This is a genomic window from Methanovulcanius yangii, from assembly GCF_018687785.1.
Lineage (GTDB): Archaea > Halobacteriota > Methanomicrobia > Methanomicrobiales > Methanomicrobiaceae > Methanovulcanius > Methanovulcanius yangii.
Genome location: NZ_LTBL01000001.1, coordinates 2,137,976 through 2,152,886, shown reverse-complemented (window position 1 = coordinate 2,152,886; position 14,911 = coordinate 2,137,976). Strand labels below are relative to the sequence as shown.

General features: G+C 60.1%; 16 protein-coding genes. 6 read left to right on the top strand and 10 right to left on the bottom strand.

What is annotated here, in order from left to right:
* Positions 1-90: 90 nt before the first annotated feature.
* The 6 genes from AZH53_RS10610 to AZH53_RS10590 form a co-directional block, all read right to left on the bottom strand.
* On the bottom strand, positions 91-2,190 hold the full coding sequence (locus tag AZH53_RS10610) for an oligosaccharyl transferase, archaeosortase A system-associated (protein WP_406600380.1): 2,100 nt from the start codon (positions 2,188-2,190) through the stop codon (positions 91-93).
* A complete protein-coding gene (locus tag AZH53_RS11420; RefSeq protein WP_406600379.1) occupies positions 2,190-2,537 on the bottom strand; it encodes an STT3 domain-containing protein in 348 nt (115 codons plus the stop codon). Before AZH53_RS11420 ends, AZH53_RS10610 begins: the two co-directional genes overlap by 1 nt.
* A 108-nt stretch (positions 2,538-2,645) precedes the next feature.
* Positions 2,646-3,251, bottom strand: coding sequence for a hypothetical protein (locus AZH53_RS10605; RefSeq protein WP_319643496.1), 606 nt, complete (start codon positions 3,249-3,251; stop codon positions 2,646-2,648).
* Positions 3,235-3,864, bottom strand: a complete 630-nt coding sequence (locus tag AZH53_RS10600; protein ID WP_319643495.1) for a cyclase family protein — start codon at positions 3,862-3,864, stop codon at positions 3,235-3,237. The genes AZH53_RS10605 and AZH53_RS10600 overlap by 17 nt, the downstream gene beginning before the upstream one ends.
* Before the next feature lie 15 nt (positions 3,865-3,879).
* Positions 3,880-4,989, bottom strand: a complete 1,110-nt coding sequence (locus tag AZH53_RS10595; protein ID WP_319643494.1) for a SufD family Fe-S cluster assembly protein — start codon at positions 4,987-4,989, stop codon at positions 3,880-3,882.
* Positions 4,974-5,705 carry an ABC transporter ATP-binding protein gene (locus AZH53_RS10590; RefSeq protein WP_319643493.1) on the bottom strand — a complete coding sequence of 244 codons (732 nt, stop codon included), beginning with the start codon at positions 5,703-5,705 and terminating at the stop codon, positions 4,974-4,976. The genes AZH53_RS10595 and AZH53_RS10590 overlap by 16 nt, the downstream gene beginning before the upstream one ends.
* A 121-nt stretch (positions 5,706-5,826) precedes the next feature.
* Here AZH53_RS10590 and AZH53_RS10585 point away from each other — a divergent pair, with 121 nt between their 5' ends.
* Positions 5,827-6,003, top strand: a complete 177-nt coding sequence (locus tag AZH53_RS10585) for a hypothetical protein (RefSeq protein ID WP_319643492.1) — start codon at positions 5,827-5,829, stop codon at positions 6,001-6,003.
* A gap of 19 nt (positions 6,004-6,022) precedes the next feature.
* Here AZH53_RS10585 and AZH53_RS10580 read toward each other — a convergent pair whose 3' ends face one another.
* Positions 6,023-7,159 (bottom strand): hypothetical protein, encoded by a 1,137-nt coding sequence (locus tag AZH53_RS10580; protein WP_319643491.1) that lies wholly within the window; start codon positions 7,157-7,159, stop codon positions 6,023-6,025.
* A gap of 147 nt (positions 7,160-7,306) precedes the next feature.
* Between AZH53_RS10580 and AZH53_RS10575 the strand changes: the two genes are divergently transcribed.
* Positions 7,307-8,380, top strand: coding sequence for a ribonuclease H-like domain-containing protein (locus tag AZH53_RS10575; RefSeq protein WP_319643490.1), 1,074 nt, complete (start codon positions 7,307-7,309; stop codon positions 8,378-8,380).
* Positions 8,350-10,617 carry a DEAD/DEAH box helicase gene (locus tag AZH53_RS10570; RefSeq protein WP_319643489.1) on the top strand — a complete coding sequence of 756 codons (2,268 nt, stop codon included), beginning with the start codon at positions 8,350-8,352 and terminating at the stop codon, positions 10,615-10,617. Before AZH53_RS10575 ends, AZH53_RS10570 begins: the two co-directional genes overlap by 31 nt.
* A 32-nt stretch (positions 10,618-10,649) precedes the next feature.
* Here the strand turns inward: AZH53_RS10570 and AZH53_RS10565 are convergent, their stop codons facing one another.
* The gene (locus tag AZH53_RS10565) at positions 10,650-11,627 is read right to left on the bottom strand and encodes a phosphoribulokinase (RefSeq protein ID WP_319643488.1); all 978 of its coding nucleotides are present in this window, start codon (positions 11,625-11,627) and stop codon (positions 10,650-10,652) included.
* Between the two features lie 129 nt (positions 11,628-11,756).
* Between AZH53_RS10565 and AZH53_RS10560 the strand changes: the two genes are divergently transcribed.
* Positions 11,757-12,110 (top strand): hypothetical protein, encoded by a 354-nt coding sequence (locus tag AZH53_RS10560; protein ID WP_319643487.1) that lies wholly within the window; start codon positions 11,757-11,759, stop codon positions 12,108-12,110.
* A gap of 25 nt (positions 12,111-12,135) precedes the next feature.
* On the opposite strand, the gene AZH53_RS10555 is transcribed toward AZH53_RS10560, so the two are convergent.
* Positions 12,136-12,426, bottom strand: a complete 291-nt coding sequence (locus AZH53_RS10555; protein WP_319643486.1) for a hypothetical protein — start codon at positions 12,424-12,426, stop codon at positions 12,136-12,138.
* A gap of 107 nt (positions 12,427-12,533) precedes the next feature.
* Between AZH53_RS10555 and AZH53_RS10550 the strand changes: the two genes are divergently transcribed.
* Together AZH53_RS10550 and AZH53_RS10545 are read left to right on the top strand one after the other, a co-directional pair.
* Positions 12,534-12,710 carry a hypothetical protein gene (locus AZH53_RS10550; protein ID WP_319643485.1) on the top strand — a complete coding sequence of 59 codons (177 nt, stop codon included), beginning with the start codon at positions 12,534-12,536 and terminating at the stop codon, positions 12,708-12,710.
* Between the two features lie 67 nt (positions 12,711-12,777).
* On the top strand, positions 12,778-12,966 hold the full coding sequence (locus AZH53_RS10545; RefSeq protein WP_319643484.1) for a hypothetical protein: 189 nt from the start codon (positions 12,778-12,780) through the stop codon (positions 12,964-12,966).
* A 170-nt stretch (positions 12,967-13,136) separates the two neighbouring features.
* Here AZH53_RS10545 and AZH53_RS10540 read toward each other — a convergent pair whose 3' ends face one another.
* On the bottom strand, positions 13,137-14,888 hold the full coding sequence (locus AZH53_RS10540) for a DUF2070 family protein (protein ID WP_319643483.1): 1,752 nt from the start codon (positions 14,886-14,888) through the stop codon (positions 13,137-13,139).
* Between the last annotated feature and the right edge of the window lie 23 nt (positions 14,889-14,911).

The following is a 14,911-nucleotide window of genomic DNA, read 5'->3' as shown; positions in this document are numbered from 1 at the left end:
AAGTCTGGGGGGCTCCCCGGTACGGGGATCTGAACAAAGGACCCCAGAAAATATTTTTTTTTAAAAAAAAGGTGGCTTTTCGTCAGATAACTAGCTGACTGTTCGTCCCTGGAGCACGTCCTCTTCCGTCACCCTGAATACCTGCCCGGTCTCCACGACCGTATATTCCCCCATCGGTGTGATGCCGCCGGAGTTTGTCGTCGTGGGATATGGCACGATGAACATCCCGTCCACACTCTCCTGCCGGTAGGTAAAAGTGCGGCCGGTATCGGTCATCAGGGGAATTTCGATCGTCCCTTCGCCTTCGATGACGGCTCCCGGCACATACTCAAATATCTTCACGTAGCTCAGGTCATAGGCCGGCGAACCCGCAAGCACATCGGTCGGGGACTCATGCACCAGACGGTAATGCCTGAGCGCGGGCACCGTCTCCATCGGTGCGAGAACAAAGTAGCTGTAGTCCCTGCCACCATACTGGGTGGTAAATTCGGGGGTTCCCTCGGCCATGGAGCCGTCAAAGTTGTGCAGACGCGAGATGGTGGTCTGGAAATACCGGTCCGAGTAAAGGAACTGGCCGTTGCCCGACTGATCTGCGACCTTTATCTGGTAAGGTGCCGCACCGATGGTCTGGTTATACCATGTCGCCATCGCCCAGAACTTCGGCGAGTCCATCTCCACATCGGTGATGACGTAGCGGGTGCCGAGGGTGTCGAGGATCTCATTCGAGATCTCCTCTGATTCGGACATGAAATACGCCGCAGACCCGTTCGGACCACTCACACCCGCCTGGAAGGGATTTGCATTCGGGATGCGCTTGGAGATGAAGGTGATCCAGTGTCCGTAGTCCCACCACGACATGACGCCATAGGACTCCGGCGGGTACTCAAACGTCGCCTCATCGTAGATGGCGTAATAGTCGACACCGGTGTCCGGTGAATGTTCACCGAACCAGTCAAGCGATTCCCGCCAGTCGGGCGTCATGCCGCCGTACTTCATCGCATCTGCCATCGCGAGGTCTGCACTCACGGAGGTGACCGTGAAGAGTAGACCCAACAGGAGACATATCGCAAGGGGGAGCATAGCCGCAGAGGATGGTTTCTTCACGGGTTTTTTCGAGGGTTTTTGGGATTTATTCTTTCCTTTTTTCCCGCCCTTCCCCTCCGGTTCCTCCGGGGCCGCTTCATGTGCCGTTCCGATACGTGAGAGGATATCGGGCTGTGCACGGTTCAGGAACCAGACCACCGTGTATGCCGCAAGGAGCGCGATGTTTGCCCCGAGATAATACTCGTACCGGATGTGCTGGACGGTGGAAACGACCATCAGCACCGACCAGATGAGGAAGAACAAAAGTTCGTCCTTCCGCTCCTTCAGGAAATCGGCGGCGACCAGGACGAACCCGCCCGCCATCAGGAGAAGCCCGACGCCGAACGACTGCCATGCATCGGCAAAGGACCACGGCCGTGCTTCCTGGATGGTGACCCAGGTCGCCGACTGGCCGAAGAAATGACGGGCATTGCCGATGAACGATGCGTACAGATCGGGGGCTGCGACCATCAATCCACTAAGTGCGACTATGAAGATACCCAATATGACCACGAGATAATAATGGGGGGGCTTTTCTCTTACCATCCGGCGAAGTCCATACAATGCACAGGTTCCGATGATCAGGAAAATATATGCAATCGCTTGACCCGGGGTATAATTCACCATACCGAGTCCGCTGCTGTTGAAGCCGATGAGCAGGAGCCCGACAATAGCCGCAATCCCGACGATCACATTCAGAAGGAGGAGACTCTCATCGAAACGCCCGGTAAATGCGTCATGGCAGTACTGGACGAGGGTGTAGATGGCGACCAGAAGGGCGAAGAGGATCATCGTCGGCATCACGGCAAGGCCGAGGATGAAGGCGACGCCGGTTCCCGCAGCGAGGAGAGCAGGTATTTTGAACGATTCAACAGCCTCCCGGCGCACCGGATGGTCCCGCATGTACCTCAGCGTTGCGATATAGCCGAGACAAAAGAGCGTGGAGAAGAGGACTTCTGCAATATGGTGATCCGCAAACCCGAAGAGGGACCGGTAGAAATACTGCCCGGCAACGACGGTTACAAAGAATGCCGCAATCAGGCCTCCCTTCCAGTTGGTAAGACGCTCGCCTGCGAGGTAGGTGACGGGGACCATCGCCGCCGCCATCAGGGGGGGACCCAGGACGCGATATAGATCAGGTCATTGCGTGTGGCCGCTCCTGCAATGATGGCAAGGAGTGCCGATATCTGCGGGAAGAGCGGCCCCCAGTGGATGACATTTCCGTTCGGGTATTCGGTCATCGGGTCAAACCAGGGGTAGTTGGGGAACTGTTCAACGATGACCTCAATCTGCCTGAGGTTATACCAGGGATCATTGCCCAGGAGATCGGCCTGCCCGTCGGAGATGAGTCCCTCCATCGGTATCAGCCTCATCCACAGGGCAACCACCATGAAGACGAGGATAAGGCCGATAATAATGAATTTCTTATTATCGCGGATGTTCTGAAATTCCATTGTGCTTCAGATAATACTCGGTGTCTGAGTATGTTAAATATTGTGAGAAGAGGGATTAGGCACGGAAAGGAGTCGCACTAAAATGGCAGGGGACGGCCTCCCGTGCCATTACCGCGAATACGGGCACCAGTGATCGATACCCAGAAATGACGCACAACCCGCGGTCGACGGGCCGACAAGAAGTATCGGGACATCATCCCGCCATGCATCCACGACCCGGACCGCCTCCTCGCGGAAGAGCCCGTCCCCGGGCACGAGAAGAATATCCGCTTCTCCCGGCATGTCCACATAGGCGACCCCTGCAAGACCGAGGAGGGCGGGGGCCTGTCCGACGACAAAGACCTTCCTCCCAGCAAGGTGCTCCCCCAGCTGCGTCATACATGGTGCATGGTCCTCCGGGCGGCAGGCACGCCCGCTGCGGCAGAGACAGAGGAACCTGCCGATGGCGTTCATGATGCCGCAGGCAGCGGTCCGTTTTTCCGGGGTATCCAGTTGTGCCCCGAACATGAAATTCACCCGGGTCGTCGCTTCGAGAGGGTAATTAGTGACGCAGTCGACGTTCACCCCTCCATACTCAAAGACGAGGGGAACGCCGCGTTCGTACCTGCAGACATCTGCATCGGGCGACCGACGTATCCGTATATTGCTGTCCTGGCACCCGCTGCCATGAATGACCTCTTCCATCTTTCGCACTGCGTCAGTTATCATATCCATGAAATATCTCCTCCGTATCCGAAAGGATGACCCGCACCTGCGCCCCATCACCGCCGGTAAGACGTAATGGGAGTGCAATCAGATAATAATCCCCCCCGGCTATCCGGGTCAGGTCAACATTTTCCAGGAGCGGCATCCCGGCGCCCAGAAGGGTTAGGTGCACACTCCCGTCACCTCCATACTCCTCGACCGACGGGGTGTCGATGCCGAACAGTATGACACCCGCATTTGCAAGACATTCCGCTGCCGCCGGGGAAAGACCGCGGAATGCCGGGTCGAACACCGTCACATACCGGTCGGTCGTCTTTACAAGGATGCGCACTCCCGGACCACATTGATCCTTCAGGTCCTCCGGGAGAATGGGGCCATCGCCACCACTCAGGTCGATGACCGTCACCGGCCCGAGGAGAACCGGAAGTGGAATCTCGTCAACGGTCATCCCACCGTCGACCAGATGTGCCGGAGCATCAATATGTGTCCCGTTATGACTCGCACAGGTGAGTCGTGTTATCGTGTATTCGCCCGATGCTTCCGTCTCCGTTGTCGGGACGGGATCTCCCGGCCAGGTCATCGGGGGTTCGGGAAACGGTCGTGTGCAGTCGTGCAGCGCCATAAAAAATGAATGATATCAGAACCCGTCCTCGGCAGCGTCGATTGCCGCATCGATCTGCTTCTGGAGGGTCTCCGGCAGTCCCTGAATCCGTACGTCAAGGAATCCGCGGATGATGGTCGCCGTCGCTTCTTCCTCGTCGAGACCGCGTGCCATCAGGTACTCGATCTCATCGCGGGCAATCTTGCCGACCGCCGCCTCATGGGAGAGTTCGGTGTTTGAGAGGCGCCCTTCGATCTCCGGGACCGCATGGATGCTCCCGCCGTCGAGAATCAGTCCCTTGCACTCGATGTGCCCGCGGGTCTCCTCCTCCGCCCCGATGATATGGGAGCGGGCGATCACATCGCCTCCACGGGTGATGACCCGTGAGATCAGCTCGGCACTGGTTCCCTTCGCCTCGAGAACGGCCCGCTGTCCGAGGTCGAGATGCGACCCTTCCGGCGCGAGGACGACCGAATTGAAGCGTGCGACGGAATTTTCGCCTGTCAGGCGTGCCACCGGGTACATCTGGATGTGCGATACCGGTTTCATGCAGATATAGTTGGAGAGGAACGTCCCGCCTTCCTCGACGAGGGTTGCACTGCGGGGGTAGACATCCACGTTCTCCCCCCATGTATGGATCATGGTGGTGGAGATGAGAGCGTCTTTTCCGACGTAGAACTCCGTAACACCGTAGTGGGCCCCATTCCTGACAGCGTGGCTCGAGGCACAGCCGGCTATCAGGTGAAGTTCGGCGCCCTCTTCGGCGATGACGATATTATGGACGGTCTGGATCTCGTCCTTCTGCATGAAGAGGCAGGTCTCGAGCGGGAAGATGTTCTTGCTCCCCTTGCGGGCGATGATCGTATACCCGCTGATCTTCTGGTCGGCGACGTACCGGGTATATTCGTCCTTGTCCTTGTCGACGAGGTTCCAGTAGTAGTCGCCGAGCCACTCGTATTTCTTCAGGGCAATGTCGGTCGGGAGCATCTCAATACCCTCGTAGGTACATTCGGACCGGACGACATCCTGGTCCGCCTGGAAGTAGGTACCGCACCGGTTGACCGCGGAGAGCATCATGCCGGTCTGTTCCAGCCTGACCCGGTCTTCTTCGGAGAGGTTCTTCATCGTATCTATATCTTCGTGCATTCGATACACTCCTTGTAGCCGCGTTCCTGAATCACCTTCAGTATCTCCCGTGCATTGCCCTTGCAGCGGATCTCACCGTCACAGAGCATGTGCCCGGCATCCGCCTCGAGATAGTCGAGGATATAGCCGGTGTGGGTGATGACAAGACCAGACTTCTGGCGTTTGACAATGTGCCGGTCCTTCTCCACGAGGCGGGCAATCGCATTGCCGATGAGCGTGATGTTTTCGAGGTCCACCCCGCTCTCCGGCTCATCGAGCATCACGAAGTCAGGCTGCTGCACCATCAGCTGGAGGACTTCGCTGCGCTTGATCTCCCCACCGGAGAAATTCGCATTGATATCACGCTCAAGGAATTCGGTCATCTTCATCGAATCGGCATATTCATAGATCTTCTCCGGGTGCACGCCGGACATGGCCGCGAGAAGCTTGCCGAGTTTGAGCCCGGAGATGGTCGGGGGCCGCTGGAACATCAGACCCATTCCGTAGCGTGCCCGTTCATGCATCGGGATGTCTGTGACATCATGACCCTTGAAGAGAATCCGCCCTTCAGTGATGTCATAATTCCCGAATCCCATGATGGAACGGAGAAGTGTCGTCTTCCCCGAGCCATTCGGGCCCATGAGCACGTGCGTCTCTCCCTCACCTATCGCAAGATTGACGCCGTGAAGGACTTCCTTGCCCCCCACCTCGACATGGAGATTTTCAACCTTTAGCATAGAACCAACTTCCTCTAATATTTGTGGGAAGGGAATAAAGGAATACCGGCATGGGCAAACGGAATACTTTCACACCGCGCCCGGACAGCCGGGATATATAGTAAATTTTCCCTGTAGAAGTATGACAGATACCTTCATCTGCATCGCATCACGGGCCGCACACTACCCGGTCATCGTCCGAAGAAGCCAGATGTCAAAGACCGCGATGTTCTCTTCGAACATGTGCAGGAAAGCTGCCGAATGCCCGGCCCCCTCCCCCCTCCGGAAGGCTCCCATCGCCGCAATCATCTCGGCCTGAACAGATACGGGCGGGGAGTTCAGGAGAAGAGGGGCAGGCCGGTTGATGCCGTCCACTCGCGGATATATACACTCGTGCCGGGACGATCATACTGGTGACCTGCGATATAATTGTTCAGCCCTGCATACGCCTCGTAGTCGGCGTAAAGCCGATCATATTCAGCAAGGAGGGCGTTATATGCCTCCACGGCCTGGTTGTGCTCACGAACAAGCCGGTTGTATTTTGCCGTATTGCCCTGCCTCGCTGCATCTTCCAGCTGGTCGCGTATATCTGCTATCTCATCGTACCGGCTACTCACTGCAGCGTCGATTTCTTCCAGCTCGGATTCCTTCGCAGCAGCATACTCACGGGCAGCCTTCGCGGCTGCGTCGATACGGCGCGACTCATCCCCGGCGCCGTAGGCAAGGGTGCCACCCCCTATGGGGATGAGGAGCGGCCGGGATGCAAGCGTCATTCCGTTCTGGAGTTCTTCGGTCGGGACACCGGGGAGTCGATAGCCGGTCGTCTCGATGTATTCGTATCCTGTCGCCATGAATCCCTCCCCCGGTCCCCGGACACCGACTGCCATGTGGTTCTCCTCCTCAAAATAGAAGAGGACGGCATCATATCCTTCCCGTGCGAGGAGACCTGCGAGGAGGATGGATGTATCGTCGCAGTCCCCCCTTCCTTCGACGATCGTCTCTACCGGAAACCGCGGTGTCTGTTCCCCTTCCGGTGATTCGTAGATCATGGACTGGGCATATGCAGCCATCAGTTCGAGATATTCATCATCGGTGAGTCCCATCGATGTCCGGATACCGGTCAGCGCCGAGCGCAGGGATCCATAGAGTTCCTCCAGGCGCGAATCACCGGCGAATGCCTGGTACGATCCGATCACCCACTCCTCATCGTCGTCCCAATCCCCGTACAGCACCACTGATTTCCGGGAACCGGCGGCATCGGCATAGAGATCGGTATCCACGGTGAGAGGAATGGTCAACTCCCGGTCCTGGAATGAAAAGACGTGTTCCACGGAGATTGTTCCCTCACCCGTCTCAACATCATCGATCGACGGATAATCCGCCCGCTCTCCTGCCGGTATCAAAGAGGTGATACATCCTGCGGAGAGGATGAGGGCGGCGAGCACGGTGACGGCGACCATTCCCTGCGGGTGCATACGAACCATCCTGAGAAGAGGTGTGATGCCATATAATATATCGCCCGCGATAGGCCCCCGCCATCCCGTGGGGGTGTACGGGAAACACTTTCACTCCCCACGGCATCTCAATTTATAGCGATCCGCCTTCCGTACAAGGGAAGACCTGTGGATTTTGCGGCCCAGATTGCTAAACGCTGGCAGCGTGTGTCAACACCCGGCGTGAATAGTGCGGCGATGCCATATTCCCGCCACCATGACCATCTCTTTCCCGGCTATGCCGATCATTCCTTCCATGCCCGCAAATACGCCCTTCTGAACGAATACGAGGGGTGCATTCTTGAGGAGGTCTTCTCCGGGAGTGAGTGCCGCACATCATTCGGAGACTGTTTTGCCATCCATACTGTTGTGCCGTGCCACATCACCCGCCCGGAAGCCGGCTCCCTCTCCCGGACGCTGATGCAGGAACTCCGGCTGATACATGGCATCGGGCCAAGGACGGCAGCAGACCTCCGAATGCGGGGCCATACCACAATTAGCAGCCTCACCCGCCACCCACGGTTCGGCAGGCAGGCAACCGACCTCGCGGCACTGCTGGCGTCTGAAGACTGGGACGCCCTCGGCAGGCACGTCGGCATGCGGTTTCCGGCGTCGCACCCCCTCAACCTCCTCTTCTCCCTCCCCTGCCGGACCGATGACCTGCTCTTCTTTGATATCGAGACAATGGGGCTCTTCTCGCGCCCGATCGTCCTCTTTGCGACCGGCCGGATTCGCGGGGGACGGATGCACGTCACCCAGTACCTGCTCCGGGATATTGCCGAGGAGCCCGCCGCGATTGCTATGGTGCTGGATGAGATGGCGGACGGCACCACCGCCCTCGTCACCTACAACGGCAGGTCCTTCGATCTGCCGTATCTTCGGGACCGGGCCGCTTATTACGGGATGGAATTTCCCGGCGAACCACCTCACTATGATCTCCTCCACCCGTCGCGCTCACGCTGGAGAACAGAGTTTCCCGACTGCCGGCTTTCGACCATCGAGGAACTGGCACTGGGAATCTTCCGGGATGACGACCTGCCGGGGAAGTATGTGCCCGAATACTATGCCGCCTACCTCCGCTCCCGGAACCCCGGCCCTCTCGTTCCCATCGTCGACCATAACCGGCAGGACGTGGCAAGCCTCGCCCGCCTCTACGAACGTCTTCTTGAAGGATGTGGGGGGAGTCTGCCATCGGAGATGTAGATGCGGCCTGCGCCGCCCTTCTCCGGAACCCCCGACATACCGGACGGATTGCTCATGTCGAGCACATCCCGGCCGTTCCCCCGGAATATTGTCCGCCGGAAAATCCCGTCCCCGAAGAGATCCGGCAGTACCTCGACGGCAAGGGGATATCCCTCTACGCTCATCAGTCGGCGACCTTCGATGCCCTGCACCGGGGCGACAATGTCATCCTGACGACGCCGACGGCGTCGGGAAAGACCCTTGCCTTCACCACCCCCGCCTTCACCTTCCTTGCCGCAGACCCGGAGGCACGGGTGCTCTTCCTCTACCCCACCAAGGCCCTCGCCCAGGACCAGCTGCGCACGATACGTGATATGGAGACGGCGACCGGCATTTCCGCCGGCGCAGCGGTCTACGACGGTGACACCCCGCAGCATCTGCGCCGGGGCATCCGAGAACACTCCCGGATCATCCTCTCCAACCCCCACGAACTGCATCACACCATGGCGTGGCATTCCCAATGGCGGGCATTCTGGAAATCCCTCCGGCTGGTCGTGATCGACGAGGCACACTGGTACCGGGGGATCAGCGGCGCCCATACTGCACTCCTGATTCGAAGGCTCCGGCGAATTGCCCAACGGTATGGCGCATCGCCGCAGTTCCTCTGTGCAACCGCAACGATCGGCAACCCGGGGGAGTTCGCAGAAGCTCTCACCGGACGTCCATGCCATCCCGTGACTGGAAAGGCCAGCCGCTCTGCACGGGAATTTCTCTTCTACAACCCCTCTGCAGGAAAACCTGCCGGCAGCCTCTTTGGGGCCACCACCTCCCTCTTTCAGCATTTCACGGATGCAGGACACCAGACGATCTGCTTTACCGGCTCGCGCCAGGGGGCAGAGTCCCTCCTTCAGGCGGCCCGGAGCCATCTCCCTGCCGAACGGCAGGAGGAGGTTGCCGCATACCGCGCCGGCTATCTCCCCGCGGTGAGGCGGGAACTCGAGACACGCCTGAAGGACGGAGCCCTCCGGGGCATCATCGCCACCAGCGCTCTTGAGGTCGGCATTGACATCGGCGACCTCGACGCGGTCCTCCTCGCCGGGTTTCCCGGCACCCGCATGGCGACATGGCAACGGGCGGGCCGGGCAGGACGGGGAGAGGGAACGTCGGTTGCGGTGCTCCTCGCAGGCACCGACCCTCTCGACCAGTATTACATGTCCCACCCGTCCGCATTCTTCAACGGCGGCGTGGAGGATGCCGTCATCGACGCGGCGAATCCCTATGTCATGGCGGGCCACCTGATGTGCGCCGCGGCGGAGATGCCGCTCGAAGGGACGGAGGCGGAGGCCTTCTTCGGGCAGGCAGCCCCGGGAATACTTGCGGCGCTTGCCGGAAGCGGCCTTGTCACCGCCACGAAGCGCGGATACGTCTACTCGGGCACCGGCCGTGCGGCGGAGATGGTCTCCCTCAGCGGGACCGGACATGACACCTACCGCCTCCTTGCGGGCGGCACGCTCCTCGAGACGATGAACGAGGCGCAGGCATTTCATGAGGCACATCCGGGTGCGGTCTTCCTCCACCACGGGGTCACCTATCTCGTCGATGATCTCGACCCCGCGACGGCCACGATCACGGCCCGCCGGTATGATACGGACGTCCAGACCCGGGCAATCACGAACTCCGTCCCGGAGGAGGTCGCCGCCGAACGGACAGTCCCTGCCTCATGGGGCACGCTCTCTTTCGGGCCTGCGACGATCACGGAATCCGTCCCGGCATACCATATCACCCGGTTCGGCGACCTTGTCGGCACCCGCCCCCTCTCCCTCCCGGAACGGACCTTTGAAACCCGGGCGATACTCATCACCTTTGCAGGGGAGGTCATCGAGGAGATCGAAGCGAAGGGGCACGACAGCGCCGGTGCCCTGCACGCCCTGGAACATGCCCTGATAGCGATGATGCCCGCCCACGTCCTCTGTGACCGGTGGGATCTTGGCGGCATCTCCTCCGTCTCCTTCCCCGGCGCCGGCAACCCCGCGGTCCTCATCTACGACGGGTATGCGGGGGGCGTCGGGCTTGCCGAGAAGGCATTCGAACGCTTCTGCCGCCTTGCGGCGTCGACGGAAGAGATGATTCGCGGGTGCCGGTGCGAGGAAGGGTGCCCCTCGTGCATCTACTCACCAAAATGCGGCAGCGGCAACAGCCCCCTCGACAAGGGGGGCGCCCTTGCCCTCCTGGAATGTATCAATCGTGGGAATGCCTGATCACCCGGTTTCCCGGAGCCGACGGAGGGTGATTATGTCCTGCAGCCGGGCCCGGACTCCTCGATGAAGATTCTCCGGTTGATGATGCGCCATGCGAGGATCAGGCTCACCGCCTCGGTCGCGGTCACATACTCCTTCCCCTCGAAGATGCGAATCGGATGGACCCCGGTCTGCTCCTCGACCGCCTCTTCCAGTCGACGGACCACTTCATACCGGAATTCCCCGTCGAAGGTGACGGCCCCCATCCGTCTGCCGTTCAGACGCTCGGCCCGGAAAGCAATCGCAAAGTCACGCTCCGCAAGCGAGGTCATCGCGAAGAGGTCCAGCGGGAGGGTGATGTTCCTGACCGTGTGGTCGAACTGCTCCTGAATGAGGGTGACGGCATACATCCCGCGGGTGCCCTTCGAGTCATACGCCGACGGAGAGACCCGGAGAATGGCGTCGGCATGGTTCTTCTGCGGCGCCACATAGGCCTCGTAGTCGGGTTTTCGCGCCTCGATCTCTGCAAGGACATCCTCCCGGCGGTAGCCCCGGTCGCCGACATCCCGTGCGATCTTCCATGCATGCTTCACCTCGTCCCCCGGGTCGACGAAGAGCGTCACATCCAGGTGCGCCCTGAGGGCAGGAGTGCTGAGCGGATGGAGACCCTCGACGATGATGATCTTCGTGGGAGAAAAGGGCACGGGCCCCTCGATCGTCCCCGTGTCATGGTTGTAGACCGGTTTTTGAATGGTCCGTCCCGCCTTCAGGTCGGCAAGATGCTGTTCCAGCAGGGCGATGTTGTTGGCATCGGGGTGCAGGGGCGTGATCCCCTCCCTCGCCCGTGCCGCCCGGTCGAGGGTATGGTAGTCGTCCATCGTGATGGTGGAGACGAGGCCTTCCCCGAAGATCTCGCGCAGCGCCCGGGTAAACGTGGTCTTGCCCGACCCCGAGTCACCCGCGACCCCGATGATGAAGATACAGTCCGATGACGCAATCGTCCGCGTAAAACTCAGCCGTTCCCCGTCCATATTACCAAGACTCGGTGCGCCGGGGAAAAAAGTGCTTCTGTCCGTCCGGGTCAACCCTCACCCTTCCTGAGGGGACCAAGGTATATGTAGGCGCATGCATATCTGGGTGCATTGGTAAGAGGCTGCCACATGACAGAAATACGCAGTATCGGGGTGCTTTCGATGGCCAAAATGTTTGCCGCCATCTCGCTCATCGTCGGATTCATCGTTGCCGTGCTGACGGTCTTTCTCGGCCTCATCGCGATGGCGGCGATGCCGTTTCTGGATATTTCTCCCCTCGCTCACGGCGGATGCCTCCTCATGGCACTCGTGGCGATCTTCGTGATGACCCTCGTCTATGCCGTCGCCGGCTTTCTTGCGGGAGCGATTGTTGCGGTCATCTACAACATTGCGGCGGGGATCTTCGGGGGAGTGGACATCACCCTTGTCACTCCGCTCGTCTCCGAAGAGACCGACGAGGATATCGACCGGAGCTATGATTAGGCCGGGATATTCCCTGCTGTCCGGATCACGGGACCTCGTCCGTAATCCCGGTCCTCCTGCGGCATGCGAGCCAGGCGCCGGCGGCAAACCCGCCGAACATGCACCAGGCAGGACCGAAGTATGCCGTAAAGCTCTCCACGAATGCAAGATAGGCAAGGGCGAACGGGGTGGGGTTGCCGAATGCCACGAAGAATGCCCCTGCGTAGACAAGAAAGGTGACCGCAAGCCCCGCCACCCCGCCGGCAAAGCCCCACCGTATCCAGGGACATCCCGATGTCCCGCCGGAGGGCTGGCCGGATGGGTCCGATGAACTCATGCAGGAAGATACATCCTTCGTTCCTATCAATCCTCCTGCCCTCTTCCGGCCTCACGGAGATGAGAAAAAGGTTAATGGGCGGGAGGGCGTATCCCTTATCGTTGGAAATGAGTGATATTTGGCTCTACCTGGGAATCATGGCAATATCTTCGGTTCTCGGGGTAATCCTCGGCTACGTGGGTCTGACCGCCCACTTCAACGGGCGGTTTCTCACGGTGGCCGACGCCTGCCAGGAGACCGACTCCCTCGAGCCCCTCATCGATGAGCTCGAGCAGCAGAGCTGAAGAGACCGCGGGAGACCTATAAGACCGCTGAATACGAGAACGTGACCGGAGAAGGAAGAAGATACGCATGATCGACCTGGTAAACGCACTGCTGATAGCCATTGTTTCCATCTGTTTCGGTCTTTTGATCGGCATACAGATTGCCCACATCCATTATGTCCGCCGCCTGGCACGGCTGGCAAAACGAAGCGTCTATTCAAAGACGATTGCCCCCATCCTCGTCGCCGCCCGGGAACAGCGGGAGAAAATTACCTGAATTCCTCCCGCAAAATACTCTTTTCAAAAATTTCCTTCACGATTCCCAGGTCTTTCAGAACCAGTTGTTCGTCTTTTCTCTCCCGCCGCCGCGAGCCTTGAAGCAGGGGCGGGATATTCCTCCATCTTATCCTGCGGAGGAGCCCCGTCTTTCCCCCGTACAGAACACGGTCATCCGGCAAGGAGGAAAAAGACCGTCACCGTCGAGAGAAAAGCGACGATCAGGATGACAAGGGCAAGGGGGGCGACAATCCCGACACTGCCGGTCACGAGCCCGGCAAGCTGGGTGATCCGCTGGGACCCGAATACAACGATATCCCTGCAGGTGGCTGTCGTCCCGGCGGCCGATGCAGGAGCTGCGTCCGCCCGGGCGAGGTCGGCCGCCTCACGGGCAAGGGGAGAAAATGATTCCAGCGGGACTGCGAGGCCGACGGGATTCATCCCGGAGACGGTGTTGACCACATGAGTATCGGAGGTCATGATCTCGCACTCGTCGAAGTCCTCCAAAAACATATCTCGCAGCTCGTCGCGGACGCCCTCGTGGATATTGTTCCCGTCGAAGACCAGATAGAGTGCCTCCTTGTCGTCCGTGCGAACAACCATCGCCATGATGCCGAGGTCGCCGAAGCCCTCCTCCCGTGTGAACGGGACGTCAACGCGGGCAAACCCTGCCGCGAACGGGACCTGCGGGGCATCCACAAGCGCAGCAAACGCCTCCTCCGCCGCCTCCCGGTACTCCTCCGCGAGGGGACTTGCGAGAAGGACGGGCGGGGGGAGGCAGGGGAAGGAATTGTGCGCATCGACGAAGGCGACATGGGCGAAGTGCCGCTCGCCCGCCTTCATGATGGCAAGGCCGACGGCGTAGTCGAGGTCGTCGGTGATGAGGGGCGAGCGGGTCGCAACGAGAAGTGCGGTGTCGCCGAACGCCTGCGCAAGGACGGAGACCGACCCCGAATCGGCCCGCACCGGCTGCGTCGCCGTCGCCGACCATGTCGCGGTCCGCCGCCCCTCTTCGACCGCGGCGACCACTTTTTCGATCTCCGATGCAGAGACGGGATTGAAGTCATGCGTCGAGGCCCCGTGGGCGATCACCGCCGGGCATCCGAGCGCATCATAGAGGATCTTCGGCAGGTTCGACCCGCCGATCTCGCCGAGGGGGCCGGGATGAACACCGGGGACGGTGAAGACCGCCTCCTCCTTCCCCTCCCGCCGGAAGAAGATCGTCGCCTGTTCAACCCGGACGGCTTCCCCCATCTCGCGGAAGAACTCCTCCAATGCGTGCGACCCCTCAATGAGGTACGCCATGAAGGCGTTTGCGAAGGCCAAGGGCGAAACGCCGAGCGCCGCCTTCATCGGCCGCTCAAGAATCCAGACGATGAACCACGTCCCCAGCCCGAGGAAGATGTGCAGCACGACCGAGTAGACGAGGATGCCGGGGATGACGGTCGCCCAGAAGAGGGTGGCAAAGAGGCTCTGGATAAGCGCCGGGGCGAGCATCCGGGCGACGGAGCGGTCGACGACGGTCACGAGGAGGAGCAGGCGGACCGCGAAGATGATCCCGAGGGACGACGCGTAGAAGAGCGGGAGATAGTCGCGGGCAAAGAGGAGGAGCGGGGTATAGGAGACGATGACGCAGATGACGAGCGCGATGAGGGCGATGAGCCCCGACCAGTCCCACGTGATGTCCCTGCCGTACATCCGGACCAGCGGGCGGGTCAGGCCAAGCGCGATGAGGCCGGGCAGGGTGAACCCCAAAAGCCCGAAATGGGCCCCGAAGTCATGGGGGTCGAGGCCCCCCAGCCATGCCATGAACTCGATGGCGACCCCGAGAAGCACCATGATCGCCGCCGACCGCTTCCACGTAGGGGCGGTCATGATAAGAGAGGAGAGGCCCTCCAGCTGGGTCGCGGTGCTCCCGGTCATATGGGAGAGCATAGGAGAGATAC

Coding starts and splice junctions, on each gene's coding strand:
- AZH53_RS10610 (WP_406600380.1), bottom strand. CDS start 2,190: ATGGCGGCGGCGATGGTCCCCGTCACCTACCTCGCAGGCGAGCGTCTT.
- AZH53_RS11420 (WP_406600379.1), bottom strand. CDS start 2,537: ATGGAATTTCAGAACATCCGCGATAATAAGAAATTCATTATTATCGGC.
- AZH53_RS10605 (WP_319643496.1), bottom strand. CDS start 3,251: ATGGATATGATAACTGACGCAGTGCGAAAGATGGAAGAGGTCATTCAT.
- AZH53_RS10600 (WP_319643495.1), bottom strand. CDS start 3,864: ATGGCGCTGCACGACTGCACACGACCGTTTCCCGAACCCCCGATGACC.
- AZH53_RS10595 (WP_319643494.1), bottom strand. CDS start 4,989: ATGCACGAAGATATAGATACGATGAAGAACCTCTCCGAAGAAGACCGG.
- AZH53_RS10590 (WP_319643493.1), bottom strand. CDS start 5,705: ATGCTAAAGGTTGAAAATCTCCATGTCGAGGTGGGGGGCAAGGAAGTC.
- AZH53_RS10585 (WP_319643492.1), top strand. CDS start 5,827: ATGACAGATACCTTCATCTGCATCGCATCACGGGCCGCACACTACCCG.
- AZH53_RS10580 (WP_319643491.1), bottom strand. CDS start 7,159: ATGCACCCGCAGGGAATGGTCGCCGTCACCGTGCTCGCCGCCCTCATC.
- AZH53_RS10570 (WP_319643489.1), top strand. CDS start 8,350: ATGTGGGGGGAGTCTGCCATCGGAGATGTAGATGCGGCCTGCGCCGCC.
- AZH53_RS10565 (WP_319643488.1), bottom strand. CDS start 11,627: ATGGACGGGGAACGGCTGAGTTTTACGCGGACGATTGCGTCATCGGAC.
- AZH53_RS10560 (WP_319643487.1), top strand. CDS start 11,757: ATGACAGAAATACGCAGTATCGGGGTGCTTTCGATGGCCAAAATGTTT.
- AZH53_RS10555 (WP_319643486.1), bottom strand. CDS start 12,426: ATGAGTTCATCGGACCCATCCGGCCAGCCCTCCGGCGGGACATCGGGA.
- AZH53_RS10550 (WP_319643485.1), top strand. CDS start 12,534: ATGAGTGATATTTGGCTCTACCTGGGAATCATGGCAATATCTTCGGTT.
- AZH53_RS10545 (WP_319643484.1), top strand. CDS start 12,778: ATGATCGACCTGGTAAACGCACTGCTGATAGCCATTGTTTCCATCTGT.
- AZH53_RS10540 (WP_319643483.1), bottom strand. CDS start 14,888: ATGACCGGGAGCACCGCGACCCAGCTGGAGGGCCTCTCCTCTCTTATC.